Here is a 17,385-nt window from a genome sequence, read left to right as displayed (position 1 = left end):
CTTTTGACAAAAAAAACATCTGACCGAATGGACAGATGTTGTCAATGTAAAGCTATCGTGGAAAAAGTTGGTATAGTACCCAAAAAACAAACGAAATACGACACTGCATGGATCGATCAAGATGTTAAGTTGTCTTCCTTCTTACTCCGCTGCAGTTTCTATGGATTCCACCAGAGCCACAACTTCCTCTGCGGTACCCATTTCAAGCGCCTTGGCAGCGAGTGCCTGCATATCACTGCGGGACAGCTTCCCGATCTGGCTGCGCGCCGGAAGAATGGATGTAGCGCTCATGCTAAACTCATCCAGCCCCAGACCGAGGAGAATTGGAATCGCCGTGGCGTCACCCGCCATTTCACCGCACATGCCAACCCAGCGGCCTTCGCGATGAGCAGCATCGATGACCATTTTAACCAGTCGCAGAATCGCCGGATTATAAGGTTGATACAAATAAGCAACCCGTTCATTCATGCGGTCAGCGGCCATCGTATACTGGATAAGGTCATTCGTTCCGATACTGAAGAAATCAACCTCTTTGGCAAACTGATCCGCCAGAACCGCGGTAGATGGAATCTCCACCATGATCCCGAGTTGGATGTCCTCGGATACCGGAATGCCCTCGCTCACAAGCTTGGATTTCTCTTCCTCCAGAAGAGCTTTGGCTTCACGGAATTCACCGAGCGTCGCGATCATGGGAAACATGATTCGCAGATTGCCATGGACGCTTGCGCGCAGCAGTGCCCGAAGCTGGGTTCTGAAGATATCCTGACGGTCCAGGCACAGCCTAACGGCCCGGAAGCCCAGGAACGGATTCATTTCTTTTGGCAGATCCAGATAAGGCAGCTCCTTGTCCCCGCCGATATCGAGGGTGCGGACAACAACCGGCTTGCCTTCCATTTTCTCCAGTACCGATTTATAGGCGACATACTGGATCTCTTCGGAAGGAAGTTTATCTCTGCCCATGTACAGGAATTCCGTACGATACAGTCCTACCGCTTCTCCGCCATTCTCCAGCACGCCGGTTACATCGTTCGGTGTCCCGATATTGGCGGCCAGCTCCACATGGATCCCGTCCTTGGATACCGTTGGTTCGGAGCGGAGTTTCTTCCATTCCTCGACCTGTTTGGCATAGGCATCCTGCTTCGCACGGTATTGGGCCACGATGGCTTCCGTAGGATTAATGATGACATCCCCTTCCAGTCCGTCAACGATGATCAAATCCCCGTTTTGGACCGAAGAGAGCACGTTTTTCGTTCCGACGACAGCCGGAATTTCAAGCGAACGGGCCATGATGGCAGAATGCGAGGTGCGCCCGCCAATATTGGTCGTGAATCCTTTAACGTAGTTGCGGTTCAACTGCGCTGTGTCCGAAGGAGTCAAGTCCTCTGCAACCACAATTACTTCTTCGCTGATTTCTGAAGGGCTGACATAATTCAGGCCCAGCAGATGCTTGAGAATACGTTTGGTTACGTCGCGCATATCCGCTGCCCGCTCCTGCAAGTAAGCACTCTTCATGTTCTCGAACATTTGAATGAATTGGGTTGCCGTTTCATTTAAGGCGTACTCCGCATTAACCGAATCGGAAGCGATTTTCGCTTTGACTGGTTCAATCAATTCCGGATCATTCAGGATGAGAAGGTGAGATTCGAAAATCTCAGCCTTCTTCTCCCCGAGTTCCTGAAGCGTGCGGGCTTTGATCGCTTCAAGCTCAGCCTGGGACTGAGCCAGCGCCGCATCCAGCTTCGAAAGCTCGGCATCCGTGTCTGCCACTTGCTTTTCCGTAACAGAATAATCAGGATGCTCCAGTGTAAAAGCACGTGCAATCGCGATGCCCGCGGAAGCCGCGATTCCTTTCAAATTATTCATGAAGCTCGCCTAACCCTTCGTTCACCATCACTTCTTGCAGTGCTGTCAGCGCTTCGCTCTCATTGCCGCCTTCCGTGATCAGTGTCAATGTATCACCTTGCTCCAGTCCGAGGGACAGAACGCCCAGGATCGATTTCAGCGTTACTTTTTTGCCGTTAGCTTCAGCAAATGAATTGGTGTCCTGGAATTTGTTAGCTGTATTTACCAATGCTGTTGCCGGACGTGCGTGAATTCCATCTTCATCAATAATTTTGAATGTTTGTTGCATGTTCATCATCCTACTTTCGTATATTTAAATTTTTTAAGAATCCTTGAGATCACCGTGAGGTTAAGGCTTCGAAATGGTGATGATCCCTTTTTCACCGCTTTTTACTTCACCGGTCTTGTTCAGCTTCACGGAAGCTCCCTCCGGCAAATTCGAGAAGATCACAGGAGAAATAATCGATTTGGCATTCTCCTTCACATAATCCAGATCCACCTGCATGATCGGTTGGCCCGTGGATACCAGATCCCCCTCTTGTACAAGAACTTCAAAACCCTGCCCCTTCAGCTTAACGGTATTGACGCCGATATGGACAAGCACTTCCTTACCGCCATCGGACATAATGCCGACCGCATGCTTGCTGGGGAATACGTTAAATACGGTTCCGTTAACAGGAGAAGCGATCGTTCCGTTATGAGGTAATACCGCAAATCCATCTCCCGTCATTCGTTCTGCAAAGACTGGATCAGGCACATGGGAAATATCCATTAGCTCTCCATCGACTGGAGATACGATTTCCTCCATGACAAGCGTTTCCCCGTCCTGACCAGCCTGCTGCTCCTCTTGAGCAGTCGGCATCGTCTTCGGATCCGCTGTTTCAGGCGCGATTGTCGGCGTTATTCCCGACATAATGTCCTGGATTTGCGATTTGATAGTATCGGAACGTGTTCCGAATATCGCCTGGATATTATTCCCCACCTCCAGCACACCTGACGCACCCAGCTGTTTCAGCCTTGCCTTATCGACATGGCCCTTGTCTTTCACCTCTACCCGAAGCCGGGTAATGCAGGCATCCAGATGAGCAATGTTAGGTTGGCCGCCAAGCGCAGTCAGAATGTTAAGCGGCAGATCATTTTTGCTGTCACCGCCTGCTCCCCGGGAACCTGATTCCGATTCCGTTGCGGAAGCTTCCTCCCGGCCCGGCGTCTTCAGATTGAATTTCCGAATGACAAACCGGAATCCGAAATAATAGATTACTGCCATGATAGCACCAACAATGAGTACATTCCACCATGGCGTCCGGTTCGGAATGACACCGAATATCATGTAATCGATCAGACCGCCCGAGAAGGTCATGCCTATCTTGGTACCCAGAATATGCATGGTCATGAAGGACAGACCTGCGAACAATGCATGTACGGCGAACAAGATCGGCGCGACGAACAGGAAGGAGAACTCAAGCGGTTCCGTGATTCCTGTCAAGAAGGAGGTCAGCGCTGCCGAACCCATAATACCGGCGACAAACTTTTTGTTCTCCGGTCTCGCTTCATGATAGATGGCAAGCGCAGCCGCAGGAAGACCAAACATCATAAACGGATACTTACCCGTCATGAAGGTGCCTGCCGTAAACTCGACGCCATCCCGAAGCTGAGCCATGAATATATTTTGATCACCGCGCACCATTTGACCTGCCTGATTCAAATATTCCCCGAACTCAAACCAGAAGGGAGAATAGAAAATGTGGTGCAGACCGAACGGAATCAATCCGCGTTCCACAACGCCGAACACAAAAGCGGACAGCGTCAGGTTTTGTTCCAGCATGAAATGGGATGCAGTGTTAAGCGCAGACTGGATCGGAGGCCATATAAAGACCATCAACAGACCAAGCAAAACGGAGGTTGCAGCCGTCATAATCGGAACAAACCGTTTTCCTGCAAAAAAGCCCAGATAGGACGGAAGCTCTATTTTGAAAAATCTCCGGTACATGCTTGCCGCTAATATACCTACAATAATCCCGCCGAATACCCCAGTGGCTAAGGTCGGAATGCCAAGCACGCTGGCATATTCGTAATTCGTGCCAATCATCGATGGCGTCACGCCGATCACGCTGCCCATGGTAACGTTCATGACGAGGTAACCGATGATAGCCGCAAGCCCGGCCACACCTTCGCCTCCGGCTAGGCCGACGGCAACCCCTACTGCAAACAGCAAGGATAAATTCGTGAACACGATTTGTCCCGCATTCATCATGACGGTGGCAGCTGACTGAACCCAAGCCGCATCGAGCCACGGTGCGTACTGCAGGAAATCGGGGTTGACCAGCATATTACCAAGGCCGAGCAAAAGTCCAGCCGCCGGCAATATGGCCACGGGCAGCATCAGAGCTTTACCGACCCTTTGCAGTACGCCAAAAAGCCGCTTAAACATGAAAATTCTCACCCTCTATCTAGTTGTGGTCACAAGCTGTTTGTAGAGCATCATAAAACAACCAAATCAAAAAAAGGCATGAGTAACCACGGGAAAATGGATGGCTAATCTCATGGATTAGATTACCCAGAAATGGGTAAAAACAACCAAATTCCTGCAATACTCATGCCTGATCGAATCAGTTACACGTTTGATTTGCAGTTTTATGCTTCATAACTGTTCGTATTGTAACACCGTTCATTTTTCGTTGCAACCACATGGTAAGGGACTTAATAAAATCTTCACATTTGCTCGCCCTGCTCTTTGCGCTGGACCAGCCGCTCCAGATGAATGGTCAAATAACCGGCCTCGGCGGGATATACAGGCTTTTTCAGCCGCTGCTCCATCATCTTCGTCAGTTTCCATGCCAAGGAATACGTTTCGGGATATTCGCGCTTCAGCAGACCATCCAATGAACTCGTCTCGTTCACCGCTTCTCCCCGCCGAACCCGCTCCAGGGCAAACCGGAGATGAGTCAGCAGACGGGAATAATCCAAGGTATCCCTCGGGATGGCATAATCCAGCTGCTGTTCAACGGTACGTACTAAATCCGCAATCAGTTCCGAATGCTTGCGAACCTCCGAAATGTGCTGGTTTGTGAGGGCACCGTGAAAATGAAGGGCAATGAATCCGATTTCTTCTTGGCCCAAGTCGACCCCAAGCTTCTCCCGGATGGTACGGACGGCGTATTCCGCCATCTCGTACTCTTCAGGATACATCTCTTTGGTTTCGTATAAAAAAGGATTATGGATATAGAGACCTTGGGCATGACGTTTAATGGCAAATGCAATATGATCAGTCAACGCTATGTGGATATGCTCATTCAGAGGAGCGTCGCTGGATTTGGCAGCATTCAGAATAATGTCATTCATCGCCTCAATCAGCTTCTCATCGATATGAGGCACCAACTGCTTATACTGCTCCTGCTCCTCCGGTTTGGTCAAAATGAACATCTTCTCGGCAGCGGAGGCCGGGATAAGGTCTTTATTCTTCCGGTTAAAGCCTATTCCCTTGCCAATAACAACAACCTCGCCATGTTGAGGATGCTTCGCTATGATTACATTATTGTTCAACACTTTAGCCACTTGTAAGCTGCTCACGTTTGCACCTCTTTTTGATTCATACGCGTATACTCGGATATCTTATCAGAAATATAAGTGCGCGGCAAAATCATATGTGGTTGCCAAAGTCTCCAAAGTGCCGTACCGCTGCCTGTGACCGCTATCCCAGTCCTACTTGCCGCTCGCTCTACTCTTCCTTAGCAGCACTTGTCTCAACAGGCACCGGTACCGGAACAAGCTCCTGTTCAACAGCTACTTGCTTTTGGACTGGAGAAGCTTTCTTTGTCGTCAATCCCTTAATCAGTTCTTCCACATCAATCCCTGACACACTCTTCAGCATTTCAGGCGCAGTGGACATCAGCTCGGTCACATAATTGCTCACGCGAGCCGCACCTTCGCCTTTGCCTGTATCTACAACCGTCAGCTTGTCAATGGACGAGATTGGCTGAGCAATCTTGCCGGCAAGCTCAGGCAGCATTTTTACGATGATATCGAGCACAGCAGCTTCTCCAAACTTCTGGAACGCTTCGGCAAGTTTCTCCTTGGCATCGGCTTCGGCAATACCGCGCAGGCGGATGACTTCGGCTTCGGCCGTACCTTTGGCACGCTCGGCATCCGCAACGGCCAGACCATCCAGGCGCTTCTGTTCGGCAGACGCTTTGGCCTGGGTTTCGATGGAGTACTGCAAGGCATCCGCTTCGCGCATCTTGCGGGCCTTATCCGCTTCGGCCGCCTGCTCAACGGCATAGCGATCAGCTTCGGCTTTCTTCTTCACGTCCGCGTCATACTGCTTCTCGCGAATCATGATTTCTTTCTCCTGCAGATCGATTTCGCGCTCCTTACGAACGAGCTCAACCTTCATTTGTTCCTCAACTGCCGTCTGTCTGGCACGGGCTTCCTGGATATGATAAGCTTGGTCCGCTTCGGCCTTCGCCGTATCCTGCTCCTTCTTAAAGGACGCAACCTTCAGCTCCCGTTCCTTCTCGGCTTCCGCGATATTGGTATCGCGTACGACCTCGGCCTTTTGTCCTTCTTCTTCCGCACGCGCTTTCTGAATCCGCGCGTCGCGCATCGCTTCGGCTTCGGCAATCTCCGCATCCCGCTTTACGGTAGCGATCCGCGGTTTACCCAGCGCTTCCAGATATCCATGCTTGTCGCGAACGTCCTTAATGGTAAAGGATACAATCTGCAGACCCATTTTCTTGAGATCTCTTGCAGCGACACCCTGAACTTCCTGCGCGAACTTGTCACGGTTACGGTATACTTCCTCTACCGTCATGGAACCGAGTATGGCACGAAGATGACCTTCCAGCACTTCCTGGGCTTCGCCCTTCAGCGCTTCAATCGGCTTGCCCATGAATTGCTCGGCTGCCGTTGCCACGTCTTCGATCGAGCTCCCCACTTTTATGATGGCTACCCCATCGGCCATAACCGGAACGCCTTGCTCCGTGTACACTTCAGGCGTCATAACATCCAGTTTATGAGATAAAAGCGATACAAATTCGGAGCGCTGAAATACGGGGAGTATAAAAGCGCCGCCGCCGCGAACGATTTTGATTTTGCGGCCGGATTCATCCTCCGATAAATTTTTGCTTCCCAAAAAAGAACCGGTTACGATCATCGCTTCATCCGGACTCACCGTTTTGTAACGGGCCCAGAACGCAAGTCCTAACACAACAATGACACCTACAACAATTGACGGAATTACTAAGTATTCTGGCATTGAATCAATCCTCTCCTTTTCGTTCTTCCAGTTCGGACACTCTCAGGACACCCTCAACAACGTCAACAACCACCACGCGGACTCCTGCGGGAAGATTTTGGCGATCAAAGCTAGACGCGATGTGCGTTGTGTTGCCTGCGCCAATCTTGACCATCACTTCGCCGAATCCCTCTGCAGGAAGCGGTACGGTGACAATGCCGATCATCCCAGCCAGCTCCTTGATAGAGAAGCCCGTCGAGTTCTCGCTGTTCTCCATCGGTTTCACGTACCCGAAATAGACGAGAATCGAAATGACGATAGCCGCTAAGATAGACAGCGTTACATGGGCACCTGCCGCCAATTCCGTGTATTTCGTCAGCATGATTCCGGTACCGCCAAATACGGTGATTCCTCCAGCGATCACAACCGGATTGAAAAAATCCACTGACAAAAAGTCCAACAATCCGTCAAGCGCCGAGCTAAGTATGTCGCCAAGCACCACGGTTACGATGGCAAATATCACGCCTCCGATCAGACAGCCCCAATATAACGCTTCCATGTTGATTGCCCCCTCTGAAATCCCTTACTGTGTATAACAAGTAATACGGCAAAATGTTTGCTAAAGTTTCAATTATTTCCCTCAAACGTATGGAAATCTCTTCATATCTATATTCGACACACCCGCAAAAAAGCCTGCACGGCATGAACCGGCAGGCTTTATAACCATTTCAATTCCTTGTCATATAACGACAGGACAACCCTTATAGCGACATCCGATAAATCTCCACGACGTCTTCACGCTGCAGCTTGCGGAAGTTGCCAAAAGGACCAAATCGCATCGCCTTATCGGCCATTGCCTCGATCTGGCTGTCATCAATATCGTACGCCCCCAGCGTGCTTGGCGCACCGATGGAAGTCCAGAAGCGGCGAAGCGCTTCGATCCCTTCCAATCCGACGGCTTCATCGGTCTTTCCTGCCGGGTCAACGCCGAATACGTTCACGGCAAGAGACTTAAAGCGCTGAGGATCCGCACTCCGATTATATTTCATCCAATTCGGGAACAGGATCGCCAAGCCGCCGCCGTGCGGAATGTCGTAAACGGCAGATACTGCGTGCTCGATATTATGGGTTCCCCAGTCGCCGGCCATCCCCATATTGATCATGCCGTTCAGCGCCATCGTACCGCAGTACATGATCGTCTCGCGGAGCTCGTAGTTCTCCAGGTCCTCAACCAGCTTCGGCGCCGTATCGATAACGGTCCGAAGGATCGTCTCGCAGAAGCCGTCCTGCACCGGCGTATTGGTATCCTGGTGGAAGTAGTGCTCCAATACGTGAGACATGATATCCACGATACCGTACACCGTTTGATCCCGCGGAAGGGAGAACGTATGTACAGGGTCAAGAATGGAAAATGCAGGGTAAGCATAAGGGCTTCCCCAGCCCATCTTCTCTTGGGTTACTTCATTGGTAATGACGGAGCCGCCGTTCATCTCGGATCCGGTCGCAGCCATCGTAAGCACGGTTCCAAGTGGGAGACCCGCTTGCGGGACGGCTTTGCGTTCGACGAAATCCCACATATCTCCTTCATACTTGGCCCCTACAGCAATGGCCTTGGAGCAGTCAAGGACGCTTCCGCCGCCAACGGCCAGTATAAGATCAATGTTATGCTCCCGGCACAATGCCACACCTTTGTGGACCGTCGACAGGCGCGGATTCGGTTCCACACCGGCAAGCTCCGTTACCACCGCATTCGCTTCCTTCAGTAACGCGATAACCTGATCGTACAGCCCGCTGCGCTTGATGCTGCCGCCACCATATACAAGCAATACGTTCCGGCCGTATTTAGCCACTTCACCACTTAAAGCGCTCAGCTTGCCCTTACCAAAAATCAACTGAGTCGGATTATGAAAGACAAAAGGTCTCATGTACATTACCTCCATCGCATCTGGTTCGCATCTATTTTTTATCTTGCATGCTTTTTCATTCTATACCATTCCCCTTATGCAAAACAAACAGCCGTCCTTCTCCAGAAAGATCGGCTGTTTGCATAATGATCAACTTCAATACATCATTTATCCATAAATGAATGTCTATTTGCTGCTTGGGACGTATCCCATATGGCTCAGGAATCGCTGAAACGCCTGTTGTCCTTCTGCCGTCTGTTTATATACCCCGGCATGCTCCAAAATCGTCGTGAACTTGTGGCCGACCTCCCGGCGAATCAGCTCGATCGCCCCGGCTTTATCCAGCGCTGCTGTTTCCTGTCCACGCAGATCCTCGATCCAGTCCCCGTGGACGGCAAGCGGATGGTCCGCAGCCTTGCTGTCCGCGTACAGCTCCTCGTTCCCCGCAAGGATGTCGGCGATTTGATCGAGCTCTTCCTTAAGCCTGCCCGGCAGGATCGCCAGCCCCATCACTTCGATCAGGCCGATGTTTTCCTTCTTGATGTGGAACATCTCCCGATGAGGATGGAAAATCCCTTCCGGATATTGCTCATTCGTGCGATTGTTCCGCAGAACCAGGTCCATCTCGTAGATGCCCTCGTCATTTCGGCGGGCAATCGGAGTAACCGTATTGTGGCGGATGCGCTCTCCGTCCACTTCGCTGAACGCTTCAATGTCCGCTGAAGGATCACTGTAGATTTTCCATGACTCGTAAATGCCGTTTGCGCATTCAAGAAGCGAATTCCGATCGCTTGAGGATAGCCGAATCACCGACATCGGCCACTTCACGATGGCCACGGATACGTCTGGATAATCCGCGTGCGTAAACCCGGCCACCTTCGGTGCTTTCTGGATCGGGAAGGTATGCCGTCCTCCCTGGAAATGATCATGCGTGAGAATCGAGCCCCCGACAATGGGCAGATCCGCGTTCGATCCGAGAAAATAATGCGGATAAGCATCAACAAAACTCAAAAGGCGGGCAAGCGTCTCTTTGGTCAGCTTCATCGGCACATGGTCATGATGGAATACAATGCAGTGCTCATTATAGTAAACATACGGCGAGTATTGGAAGAACCACGGTTCCCCGTTTAGCTCCAACGGAATAATGCGCAGGTTTTGCCGTGCCGGGTGGTTGACTCTGCCTGCATAACCGACATTCTCGCGGCAGAGCTGGCATTTCGGATAAACCGGCGGAGGCAGCAGTTTAGCCATGGCGATTTCCTTCGGACTTTTCTCCGGCTTGGAGAGATTGATGGTAATCTCAATATCGCCATACGGGCTGGCGTGCCGCCAGTATTCATTTTTGGCTACGCGATCCATGCGAATGTAGTTGGAGTCGATGCATAGATTGTAAAATTGGCGGGTTGCCGCAATGATCCCCTGCTCCTGCTGGACCGTCCGGAACTGAGCCGTTACGTCCGAAGGTCTGGCCATGAGCCGACCCATGATTTTGGCGTCCAGCAAATCCCGGTACGTATCGGTATTCTCGGGAATCATTCCATGCGCTGCACCGTAATCGATCATCACGTCGAGCATGGCCTGAGGCCCATCCGGTACCGGGTCGTTCATTTCGTCTCCGTACGGCTCGCTGAACCCGAAATCCTCCAGCAGCAGATTGCGGCTGTAATCCGCATCCGCTGCCTGGATAAGACCTTTATGAAGTGCAAAACGCACAAGCATTTCAATTGCATGAAGAACCTGCTTGGATTCGGGAGTTCCTGATGTTGCTGCATTCATGGTCATCGTCCCCCTTGGATTAATTGTCACCGTAACCGTCCGGGTGACTGCTGTGCCATTTCCACGCGCTCTCGATAATCTCTTCCAGCGTCGTTCTGGATGGGGTCCATCCGAGAACGGTACGCGCTTTATCCGAAGATGCTACCAACACGGCAGGGTCACCGGCACGCCGTGCCTCCATGACAACCGGAATGTCAGCACCCGTCACCTGCTTTGAGGTCTCGATAACCTCCTTAACCGAGAACCCGAGTCCATTGCCGAGGTTAAACACATTGCTGGACTCTCCGCGGCGGAGGTAATCAACCGCGCGCAGATGAGCGTTCGCAAGATCGCTGACGTGAATGTAATCGCGGACACACGTGCCGTCAGGCGTTGAATAATCGTCGCCAAACACCGAGATGCTTGGGCGCTGTTTCAAAGCGGTTTGCAGGACAAGCGGGATCAGATGGCTCTCCGGACGGTGATCCTCGCCGATTTTTCCGCTGGCATGCGATCCGGCTGCATTGAAGTAACGAAGGGACACATACTTCACGCCAAGCACGGTATCAAACCAGGACATCATCCGTTCCATCATCAGCTTGGTTTCCCCGTACACGTTCGTCGGCTGCGTACGGTCCGTTTCCTCGATCGGCACCTTCTCAGGCTCGCCGTAGGTTGCTGCCGTTGACGAGAAGACGATCTTCCGGACACCCGCTTCATTCATGGCTTCCAGCAGGCAGAGCGTTCCGTATACGTTGTTATCGTAATATTTCACCGGATCCTTCATGCTCTCGCCAACCAGTGAATTCGCGGCAAAGTGGATAACGGCATCAATATCGTTTTCCGAGAACAACTGCTTCAGCAGCGCCTTGTCGCGCAGATCGCCGACATACAGCTTTCCACCCAGCAGCGCTTCGCGATGTCCCGTCTCCAGGCTGTCGATCACAACAACTTCTTCCCCTTGCTCCAACAGCTCCGCTACGGTATGAGAACCTATATATCCCGCACCGCCAGTCACTAAAATAGCCATCTTATTCGCCCTCCTTCACTTCATGAACACCTTGACCTACGCCGCATACATAGAAGTCCGGCTTCAGTCCCGTTCTGGCTTCGTACTGCTGCCCCACCTCTGCGATGAAACGCTCCACCGCATCCTCGTGTACAAGAGATACCGTACAGCCTCCAAAGCCGGCTCCTGTCATTCTGGAACCCAGCGTGCCCGGAATCCGCTGTGCTTCTTCTACCAGCGCATCCAGCTCGTCGCCTGTTACTTCGTACAGATAACGCAAGGAGTCGTGGGACTGATTCATATATTGTCCGAATGCTTCCAGATCTCCGTTCCTCAAGGCCTTCACGGAATCATGCACACGCTGGTTTTCTTCAACGACATGCTGGGCACGTCTGCGGACGGTTTCATCCCGGATGCTGTCCTGTAGGCTGGCGAATTGATCCGGATTCAGCTGAGCGAGATACGATAACGCCGGCAGCTCCTTCTGCAAAATTTCCAATGCGCGGTCACACTCGCTGCGGCGTTCATTGTATTTGGAATCGACGAGTCCGCGCCGTTTGTTGGTATTCGAAATCACGATTTTGTAAGCTCCGGTCCGGAATGGCACCAGTTCATATTCGAGCGTATCGCACATTAACAGAATGGCATGATCCTGCTTGCCGTTGGCTACGGCGAATTGATCCATAATGCCGGAGTTGACGCCGACGAACAGGTTCTCCACCCGCTGCGAGAGCTTCGCAATCTCCACCGTATCCGTCTCCTTGCCTTCCATCTTCAAGAAGGCGTAAGCCGTGACCACTTCGATGGACGCCGAGGACGAGAGACCCGCGCCGTTCGGGATATCCCCATGGTAGAGCAGGTCGTAACCGCTGCTAAGGTTACAGCCGATTTTATTCAGCTCCGTTATGACGCCAACCGGATAATCTGTCCATTGATCGCTTTTGTAGCCATAATCCTCATCCAGGCTGATCGTTAATTCATAAGGGATATTGGTGGATGAAAAGCTCACCTTGTTATCATCGCGAGGCCTTATAATCAAGGTCGTGCCAAACTCCAAGGCGGCCGGGAGCACGTAGCCTCCGTTATAATCCAAATGCTCCCCGATCAGGTTCACGCGGCCGGGCGCGTTAAATATGCGAACCTTATGCTGGCTCTCACCGTGCTTGTCCATAAATCTTTCCATAAGCTGTTCCGTCGTCACTGCCCATCACTCCATCCTGTACATATGGTAGTTTTACTGTCTTCAGTATAATGGAAATCTCGTTAACCGATAATGAAATCTTGTGCGTTACATATGGATTTATGTGACTTCTGGAGGTACAATAAATTCATAGAATCAACCCTGTCCTCACAGTTCCTCTTTTTCCCAAACTTATTGTAAAGGAAAATGAATAATGAAACCAACCTATTCTGTTGCTTCCAATCCTGCGCAGCAAGGCAGCGATTCGCTTCACGTCCGATTCGCCGGCGAGAGCCAGACCCTGCCGGAGCATGCATTGGGTCCGAAAATATACGATCATTACTTATTGCATATCATCGAGTCGGGACATGGCATATTCCGAACCGAAACCGACAGGTATCAGCTCGGCCCCGGCGACTGTTTCCTGATCCATCCCGGTCAGATTGTCAGTTATGTATCCGATGCGAGCCATCCCTGGCGTTACCGATGGGTCGCCTTTGATGGAGAACACGCCGGCGAAGGGGTACACCGTTCGGGACTCACCCCCGAAAAGCCTGTCCTCCATCTCATGGAGAACAACCCGATTCCGGGCTACGTGTCCCTCATTCAAAGCCATTTTCAATCCAGGGAGGAGAGCTCCCATATCGCCGCCATCGGTTATATGCATTTAATCTGGGCCGAGATCATGAACCGGAGTGACCGACCGTCCCGTTTAACGCTGGCAGAGCCGCAGGTTCAGCGCACGGTGAAGCAGATGATCAGTTATATGGCTTCCCAATACGCCCATCCCGTCTCGATTGAACAAATGTGCGCAAGCCTGGGCTACAACCGGGCGTACCTGTCGCGCATCTTCAAGCAGGAAACGGGCATGACTCCGATTACGTATCTGCTTAAATTAAGAATCGACCAATCCAAGCGGCTGCTGCGCGAACGTCCCGATTTGTCCATCGAGCAGGTTTCTGCATCCGTTGGACTCACCGATCCGCTCTATTTCTCGCGTCAGTTCAAGCGTCTCGTCGGTCGATCCCCTACAAGGTACCGCAAGGATATCCTCTCATCATCCGCACTTTCTTAACGATATCGTTTGCCCGATATATCTGAACGAAAAAGGAGCGCCTGTCAGGTCTGTCATCCATCCTGAGGCGCTCCATTCATGTAGCTTGGTATCTATGTTATGTGTTCAGCATGCAATCCTTAGTGGTAATCATTATCCCTCCGCAGAAGAGGCGTTCTCCGTTTTCAGGATCGCTTCAATGCGATCCAGTTCTTCCTTCGAGAACTCCAGGTTGTTCAAGGCAGCCACATTGTCCTCGATCTGGCTCACCTTGCTTGCCCCAATCAGGGCAGATGTCACCCGGCCGCCGCGAAGGACCCAAGCGAGAGCGAATTGGGCGAGACTCTGATTCCGCGCTTGAGCGATTTGGTTCAAAGCTCTGATCTTGCGCAGCACTTCTGGCGTGATATTGCTTTCGTTCAAGAATACGGATGCGCTTGCGGCGCGTGAATCGCCGGGCACGCCATTCAAATATTTGTTGGTCAATAGTCCTTGAGCCAGCGGAGTGAAGGCGATGCTTCCGACCCCGTTCTCTTCCAGGACATCGAGCAGTCCGTTCTCCACCCAGCGGTCCAGCATGGAGTAGCTTGGTTGATGGATGAGCAGCGGAGTTCCCAGGCTTTTCAGAATCGAGATCGCTTCCCGCGTCTTCTCCGGCGAATAATTGGAGACTCCGACATATTGCGCCTTGCCTGAACGAACAAGATGGTCCAGCGCTGCCATGGTTTCCTCAAGCGGCGTTTCCGGATCCATCCGATGATGATAGTAAATATCGACATAGTCCAGGCCCATACGCTTCAAGCTCTGATCGAGACTTGCAACCAAATATTTACGCGAACCGAAGTCGCCGTAAGGTCCCGGCCACATATAATAGCCCGCTTTGGACGAAATGACGAGCTCATCACGGTATGCCTTAAGATCCCTTGAGAGAACTTTACCGAACGTCTCTTCGGCAGAGCCTGCAGGCGGTCCGTAATTGTTCGCCAGATCGAAGTGGGTAATGCCCAAATCGAAGGAACGCGTTATCATATTACGCCCGTTTTCATACGTGTCGACACCACCGAAATTATGCCATAATCCAAGGGAGATCGCCGGAAGTTTCAATCCGGATCGCCCCACGCGGTTATACTTCATTCCTTCATAGCGGTCTTCGCTAGCCACATAGGTCACTTGCAATCCCTGCCTCTCTAAGTGATAGGTCCATTGCTAAATTCCATCTTATCGTGTTTGGTCGTCCTTTGACAAGAAAACGATTACAGTCATTGGTGCAACAGCGCGTCCGCCGCTATCGCCGTTACGTGTTGATCAGCTTATCCACCTGCGTCAAGACCTGACCGATCCGATCCGCAATCAAAAGGCCTGCGCGGTGATCGTAAGGGGTTGGATCTGCATTCAGCAAAGCTACCTTGCTCCCATGAAAATAGGATATCAAACTCGCAGCGGGGTGTACCGTCAGCGAAGTCCCGCCAATAATCAACAAATCTGCCGTCGATATTTCCTGGATCGAGCGCATGATGATGTTCTGATCCAATTCCTCTTCATACAGCACGACATCCGGACGCACCAGTCCTCCGCAATCCTTGCAGCGCGGGACGGTTTCCTTGATGTCCAGAATATCCTGGAGGCTGTAGAACCGGGAGCAATCCATGCAATAATTGCGGTGCACAGAGCCATGAAGCTCCAGCACCTCGGAGCATCCGGCGGTCTGATGCAAACCGTCAATATTTTGCGTGATTACCGCCTTCAGCTTACCGTCATGCTCCAGTCTCGACAATAACCGGTGACAGCCGTTGGGCTGCGCATGCGGATGAAGCATCTTGCTTCGGTAAAAGTCGTAAAACACTTCCGGATGTTTCATGAAAAAAGTGTGGCTGAGCATGACCTCCGGCGGATACGGAGATTGGTGCTCGCTCTGGTATAGTCCGGCTGCCGAACGGAAGTCAGGAATCCCGCTCTCCGTGGAGGTACCGGCTCCCCCGAAAAAAACAATGTAGTCGCTCGCTTCGATCCATGTTGCCAACTGCTCGATCTTTTCCCTGTTCTCCACTCTTTTACACCTCCGTACAGCCCTTAAATTAACACGTCTACCTGTACACGTCTAATTCATTATAATCGGATATGACGACATCGGCATCTGTCAGATGTACAGGTTCCCCTTCATCTGTCATTAAACCCACAGCCAGAGCCGCGCCTGCTTGCTTCGCCATTTGCATATCCGCGTTGCTGTCACCGATCACCACCGCTTCCTCGGGCATAATCCCAAGCAGACGGCAAGCGGTCTCGGTCATTTCCGGGTGCGGCTTGCCGTTTCGAACCTGATCTCTTCCCAAAATGGTTGTAAATGAAGTGTGCAGCCCCATCCAATCCAGCTGTTCCTTGGCATTAGAGGTGTCGTCCGAAGTAACCACGGCCATCTTCACGGACGCCAAGCTGCATTTCTTCAGAAAATTCTCCAGCCCGGGCATCGGGAATGCCGGCTTCTGCTGACGAACCTCATACATGGCGTTTTTCGTAATCTGATGGACCTGCATAATCGCTTCGTTCCAGGGCATTCCTGCAGCGTACAGCTGCCAAGCCAGCAGCCCGTTCGTCTCCTCCACAGTACCCATGGCGAGAGGACCCTGAACGTCGTACCCCGTCATACGTCCGCTTGCATCATGCTTAGTGCCCAGCACCTGCTCTTTAGGCAGCGTGAAACCGGCTCCCATTAATCCCAACCGTTCCTCCATGAACTTGAGCACATAATCGGCCCATCCTCCCCACAGCGCCATAAAATGGAGCAGCGTTCCGTCTTTATCAAACAAAATCCCTTTGCAGGGAACAGTTCGTCCCTTCACTTGAACAAACGGCAATGTTAAAAAACCTCCCTATCCTATTCTTGATCATACTCTTATTAAACCATGAAATAAACTCTGATTTAAGCGGAAATAACGCCGGACTAAGAAATCGATCCGAAATGGAAATTTACCAATCTTTAGTCGAATGTTTTGATTCATGACAAATAAGCCGTGGTAAGTAACATATACGCATAGCAAATACGACGGTAAAGGAGTGATTTGTGATGGCAACAAGCAGCAATCGAAAGATGACCCGCGAAGAAGCAGGACGTCTTGGCGGCGAAGCGACCGCGAAAAAACACAGCCGAGAATTCTACCAGGAAATCGGTAAAAAAGGCGGCAAAGCGACGTCCAAGAACCATAGCCGCGAGTTTTACCAGGAAATCGGTCAAAAGGGCGGCGAAGCCACCTCGCGGAATCATAATCGTGAATTCTATCAGGAAATTGGCCGCAAAGGCGGCAAGAAATAGCATCACCACTCAAAAAGGAGCCTTATCCCACTCAAGGGAAACAGGCTCTTTTCATGTCATCACAGCTGGCGTCTTTCCATTGCTTCCTATTAATATCATGT

Annotated in this window: 14 protein-coding genes and 1 pseudogene; 2 read left to right on the top strand and 13 right to left on the bottom strand. The window is 51.5% G+C overall.

Annotation, left to right across the window (positions count from 1 at the left end; translation table 11 throughout):
* Positions 1–141 precede the first annotated feature (141 nt).
* From ptsP to AK95_RS25890, 10 genes are all read right to left on the bottom strand, one after another.
* Positions 142–1,863 (bottom strand): phosphoenolpyruvate--protein phosphotransferase, encoded by a 1,722-nt coding sequence (gene ptsP, locus AK95_RS25935; protein ID WP_071222805.1) that lies wholly within the window; start codon positions 1,861–1,863, stop codon positions 142–144.
* Positions 1,856–2,131: an HPr family phosphocarrier protein gene (locus AK95_RS25930; RefSeq protein ID WP_071222804.1), complete on the bottom strand. Its 276-nt coding sequence runs from the start codon at positions 2,129–2,131 to the stop codon at positions 1,856–1,858. The genes ptsP and AK95_RS25930 overlap by 8 nt, the downstream gene beginning before the upstream one ends.
* 60 nt (positions 2,132–2,191) lie before the next feature.
* Positions 2,192–4,273 (bottom strand): glucose-specific PTS transporter subunit IIBC, encoded by a 2,082-nt coding sequence (ptsG, locus tag AK95_RS25925; protein WP_071222803.1) that lies wholly within the window; start codon positions 4,271–4,273, stop codon positions 2,192–2,194.
* Positions 4,274–4,554: 281 nt separating this feature from the next.
* Positions 4,555–5,412, bottom strand: coding sequence for a glucose PTS transporter transcription antiterminator GlcT (gene glcT, locus AK95_RS25920; RefSeq protein ID WP_071222802.1), 858 nt, complete (start codon positions 5,410–5,412; stop codon positions 4,555–4,557).
* 148 nt (positions 5,413–5,560) lie between these two features.
* Positions 5,561–7,096 (bottom strand): flotillin family protein, encoded by a 1,536-nt coding sequence (locus AK95_RS25915; protein ID WP_071222801.1) that lies wholly within the window; start codon positions 7,094–7,096, stop codon positions 5,561–5,563.
* Between the two features lie 4 nt (positions 7,097–7,100).
* On the bottom strand, positions 7,101–7,634 hold the full coding sequence (locus AK95_RS25910) for an NfeD family membrane protein (RefSeq protein ID WP_071222800.1): 534 nt from the start codon (positions 7,632–7,634) through the stop codon (positions 7,101–7,103).
* A gap of 202 nt (positions 7,635–7,836) precedes the next feature.
* Positions 7,837–9,000, bottom strand: coding sequence for an iron-containing alcohol dehydrogenase (locus tag AK95_RS25905; protein WP_071222799.1), 1,164 nt, complete (start codon positions 8,998–9,000; stop codon positions 7,837–7,839).
* 165 nt (positions 9,001–9,165) lie between these two features.
* Entirely contained in the window at positions 9,166–10,755 is a 1,590-nt protein-coding gene (locus tag AK95_RS25900; protein ID WP_071222798.1) for a UDP-glucose--hexose-1-phosphate uridylyltransferase, read from the bottom strand.
* A gap of 19 nt (positions 10,756–10,774) precedes the next feature.
* The gene (galE, locus tag AK95_RS25895) at positions 10,775–11,764 is read right to left on the bottom strand and encodes a UDP-glucose 4-epimerase GalE (RefSeq protein WP_071222797.1); all 990 of its coding nucleotides are present in this window, start codon (positions 11,762–11,764) and stop codon (positions 10,775–10,777) included.
* 1 nt (position 11,765) lies between these two features.
* Entirely contained in the window at positions 11,766–12,944 is a 1,179-nt protein-coding gene (locus tag AK95_RS25890) for a galactokinase (RefSeq protein WP_071222796.1), read from the bottom strand.
* A 193-nt stretch (positions 12,945–13,137) separates the two neighbouring features.
* On the opposite strand from AK95_RS25890, the gene AK95_RS25885 reads away from it, so the two are divergent.
* Complete coding sequence (locus AK95_RS25885) at positions 13,138–13,998, top strand: AraC family transcriptional regulator (protein ID WP_071222795.1); 861 nt, start codon at positions 13,138–13,140, stop codon at positions 13,996–13,998.
* A gap of 132 nt (positions 13,999–14,130) precedes the next feature.
* On the opposite strand, the gene mgrA is transcribed toward AK95_RS25885, so the two are convergent.
* From mgrA to AK95_RS25870, 3 genes are all read right to left on the bottom strand, one after another.
* Positions 14,131–15,147: an L-glyceraldehyde 3-phosphate reductase gene (gene mgrA / locus AK95_RS25880; RefSeq protein WP_071223053.1), complete on the bottom strand. Its 1,017-nt coding sequence runs from the start codon at positions 15,145–15,147 to the stop codon at positions 14,131–14,133.
* A 124-nt stretch (positions 15,148–15,271) separates the two neighbouring features.
* Positions 15,272–16,024 (bottom strand): NAD-dependent protein deacylase, encoded by a 753-nt coding sequence (locus AK95_RS25875; RefSeq protein WP_071222794.1) that lies wholly within the window; start codon positions 16,022–16,024, stop codon positions 15,272–15,274.
* Between the two features lie 37 nt (positions 16,025–16,061).
* The gene (locus AK95_RS25870) at positions 16,062–16,829 is read right to left on the bottom strand and encodes an HAD family hydrolase (RefSeq protein ID WP_071222793.1); all 768 of its coding nucleotides are present in this window, start codon (positions 16,827–16,829) and stop codon (positions 16,062–16,064) included.
* Between the two features lie 209 nt (positions 16,830–17,038).
* Between AK95_RS25870 and AK95_RS25865 the strand changes: the two are divergent.
* Positions 17,039–17,278: pseudogene (locus AK95_RS25865) on the top strand (KGG domain-containing protein); the annotation flags it as partial.
* Positions 17,279–17,385 lie beyond the last annotated feature (107 nt).

The sequence above is a fragment of the Paenibacillus sp. LC231 genome (assembly GCF_001860525.1).
In the GTDB taxonomy this organism is placed as follows: domain Bacteria; phylum Bacillota; class Bacilli; order Paenibacillales; family Paenibacillaceae; genus Paenibacillus_AQ.
The sequence above is the reverse complement of the archived record's forward strand: the minus strand, read 5'-3'. Positions and strand labels throughout refer to the sequence as shown.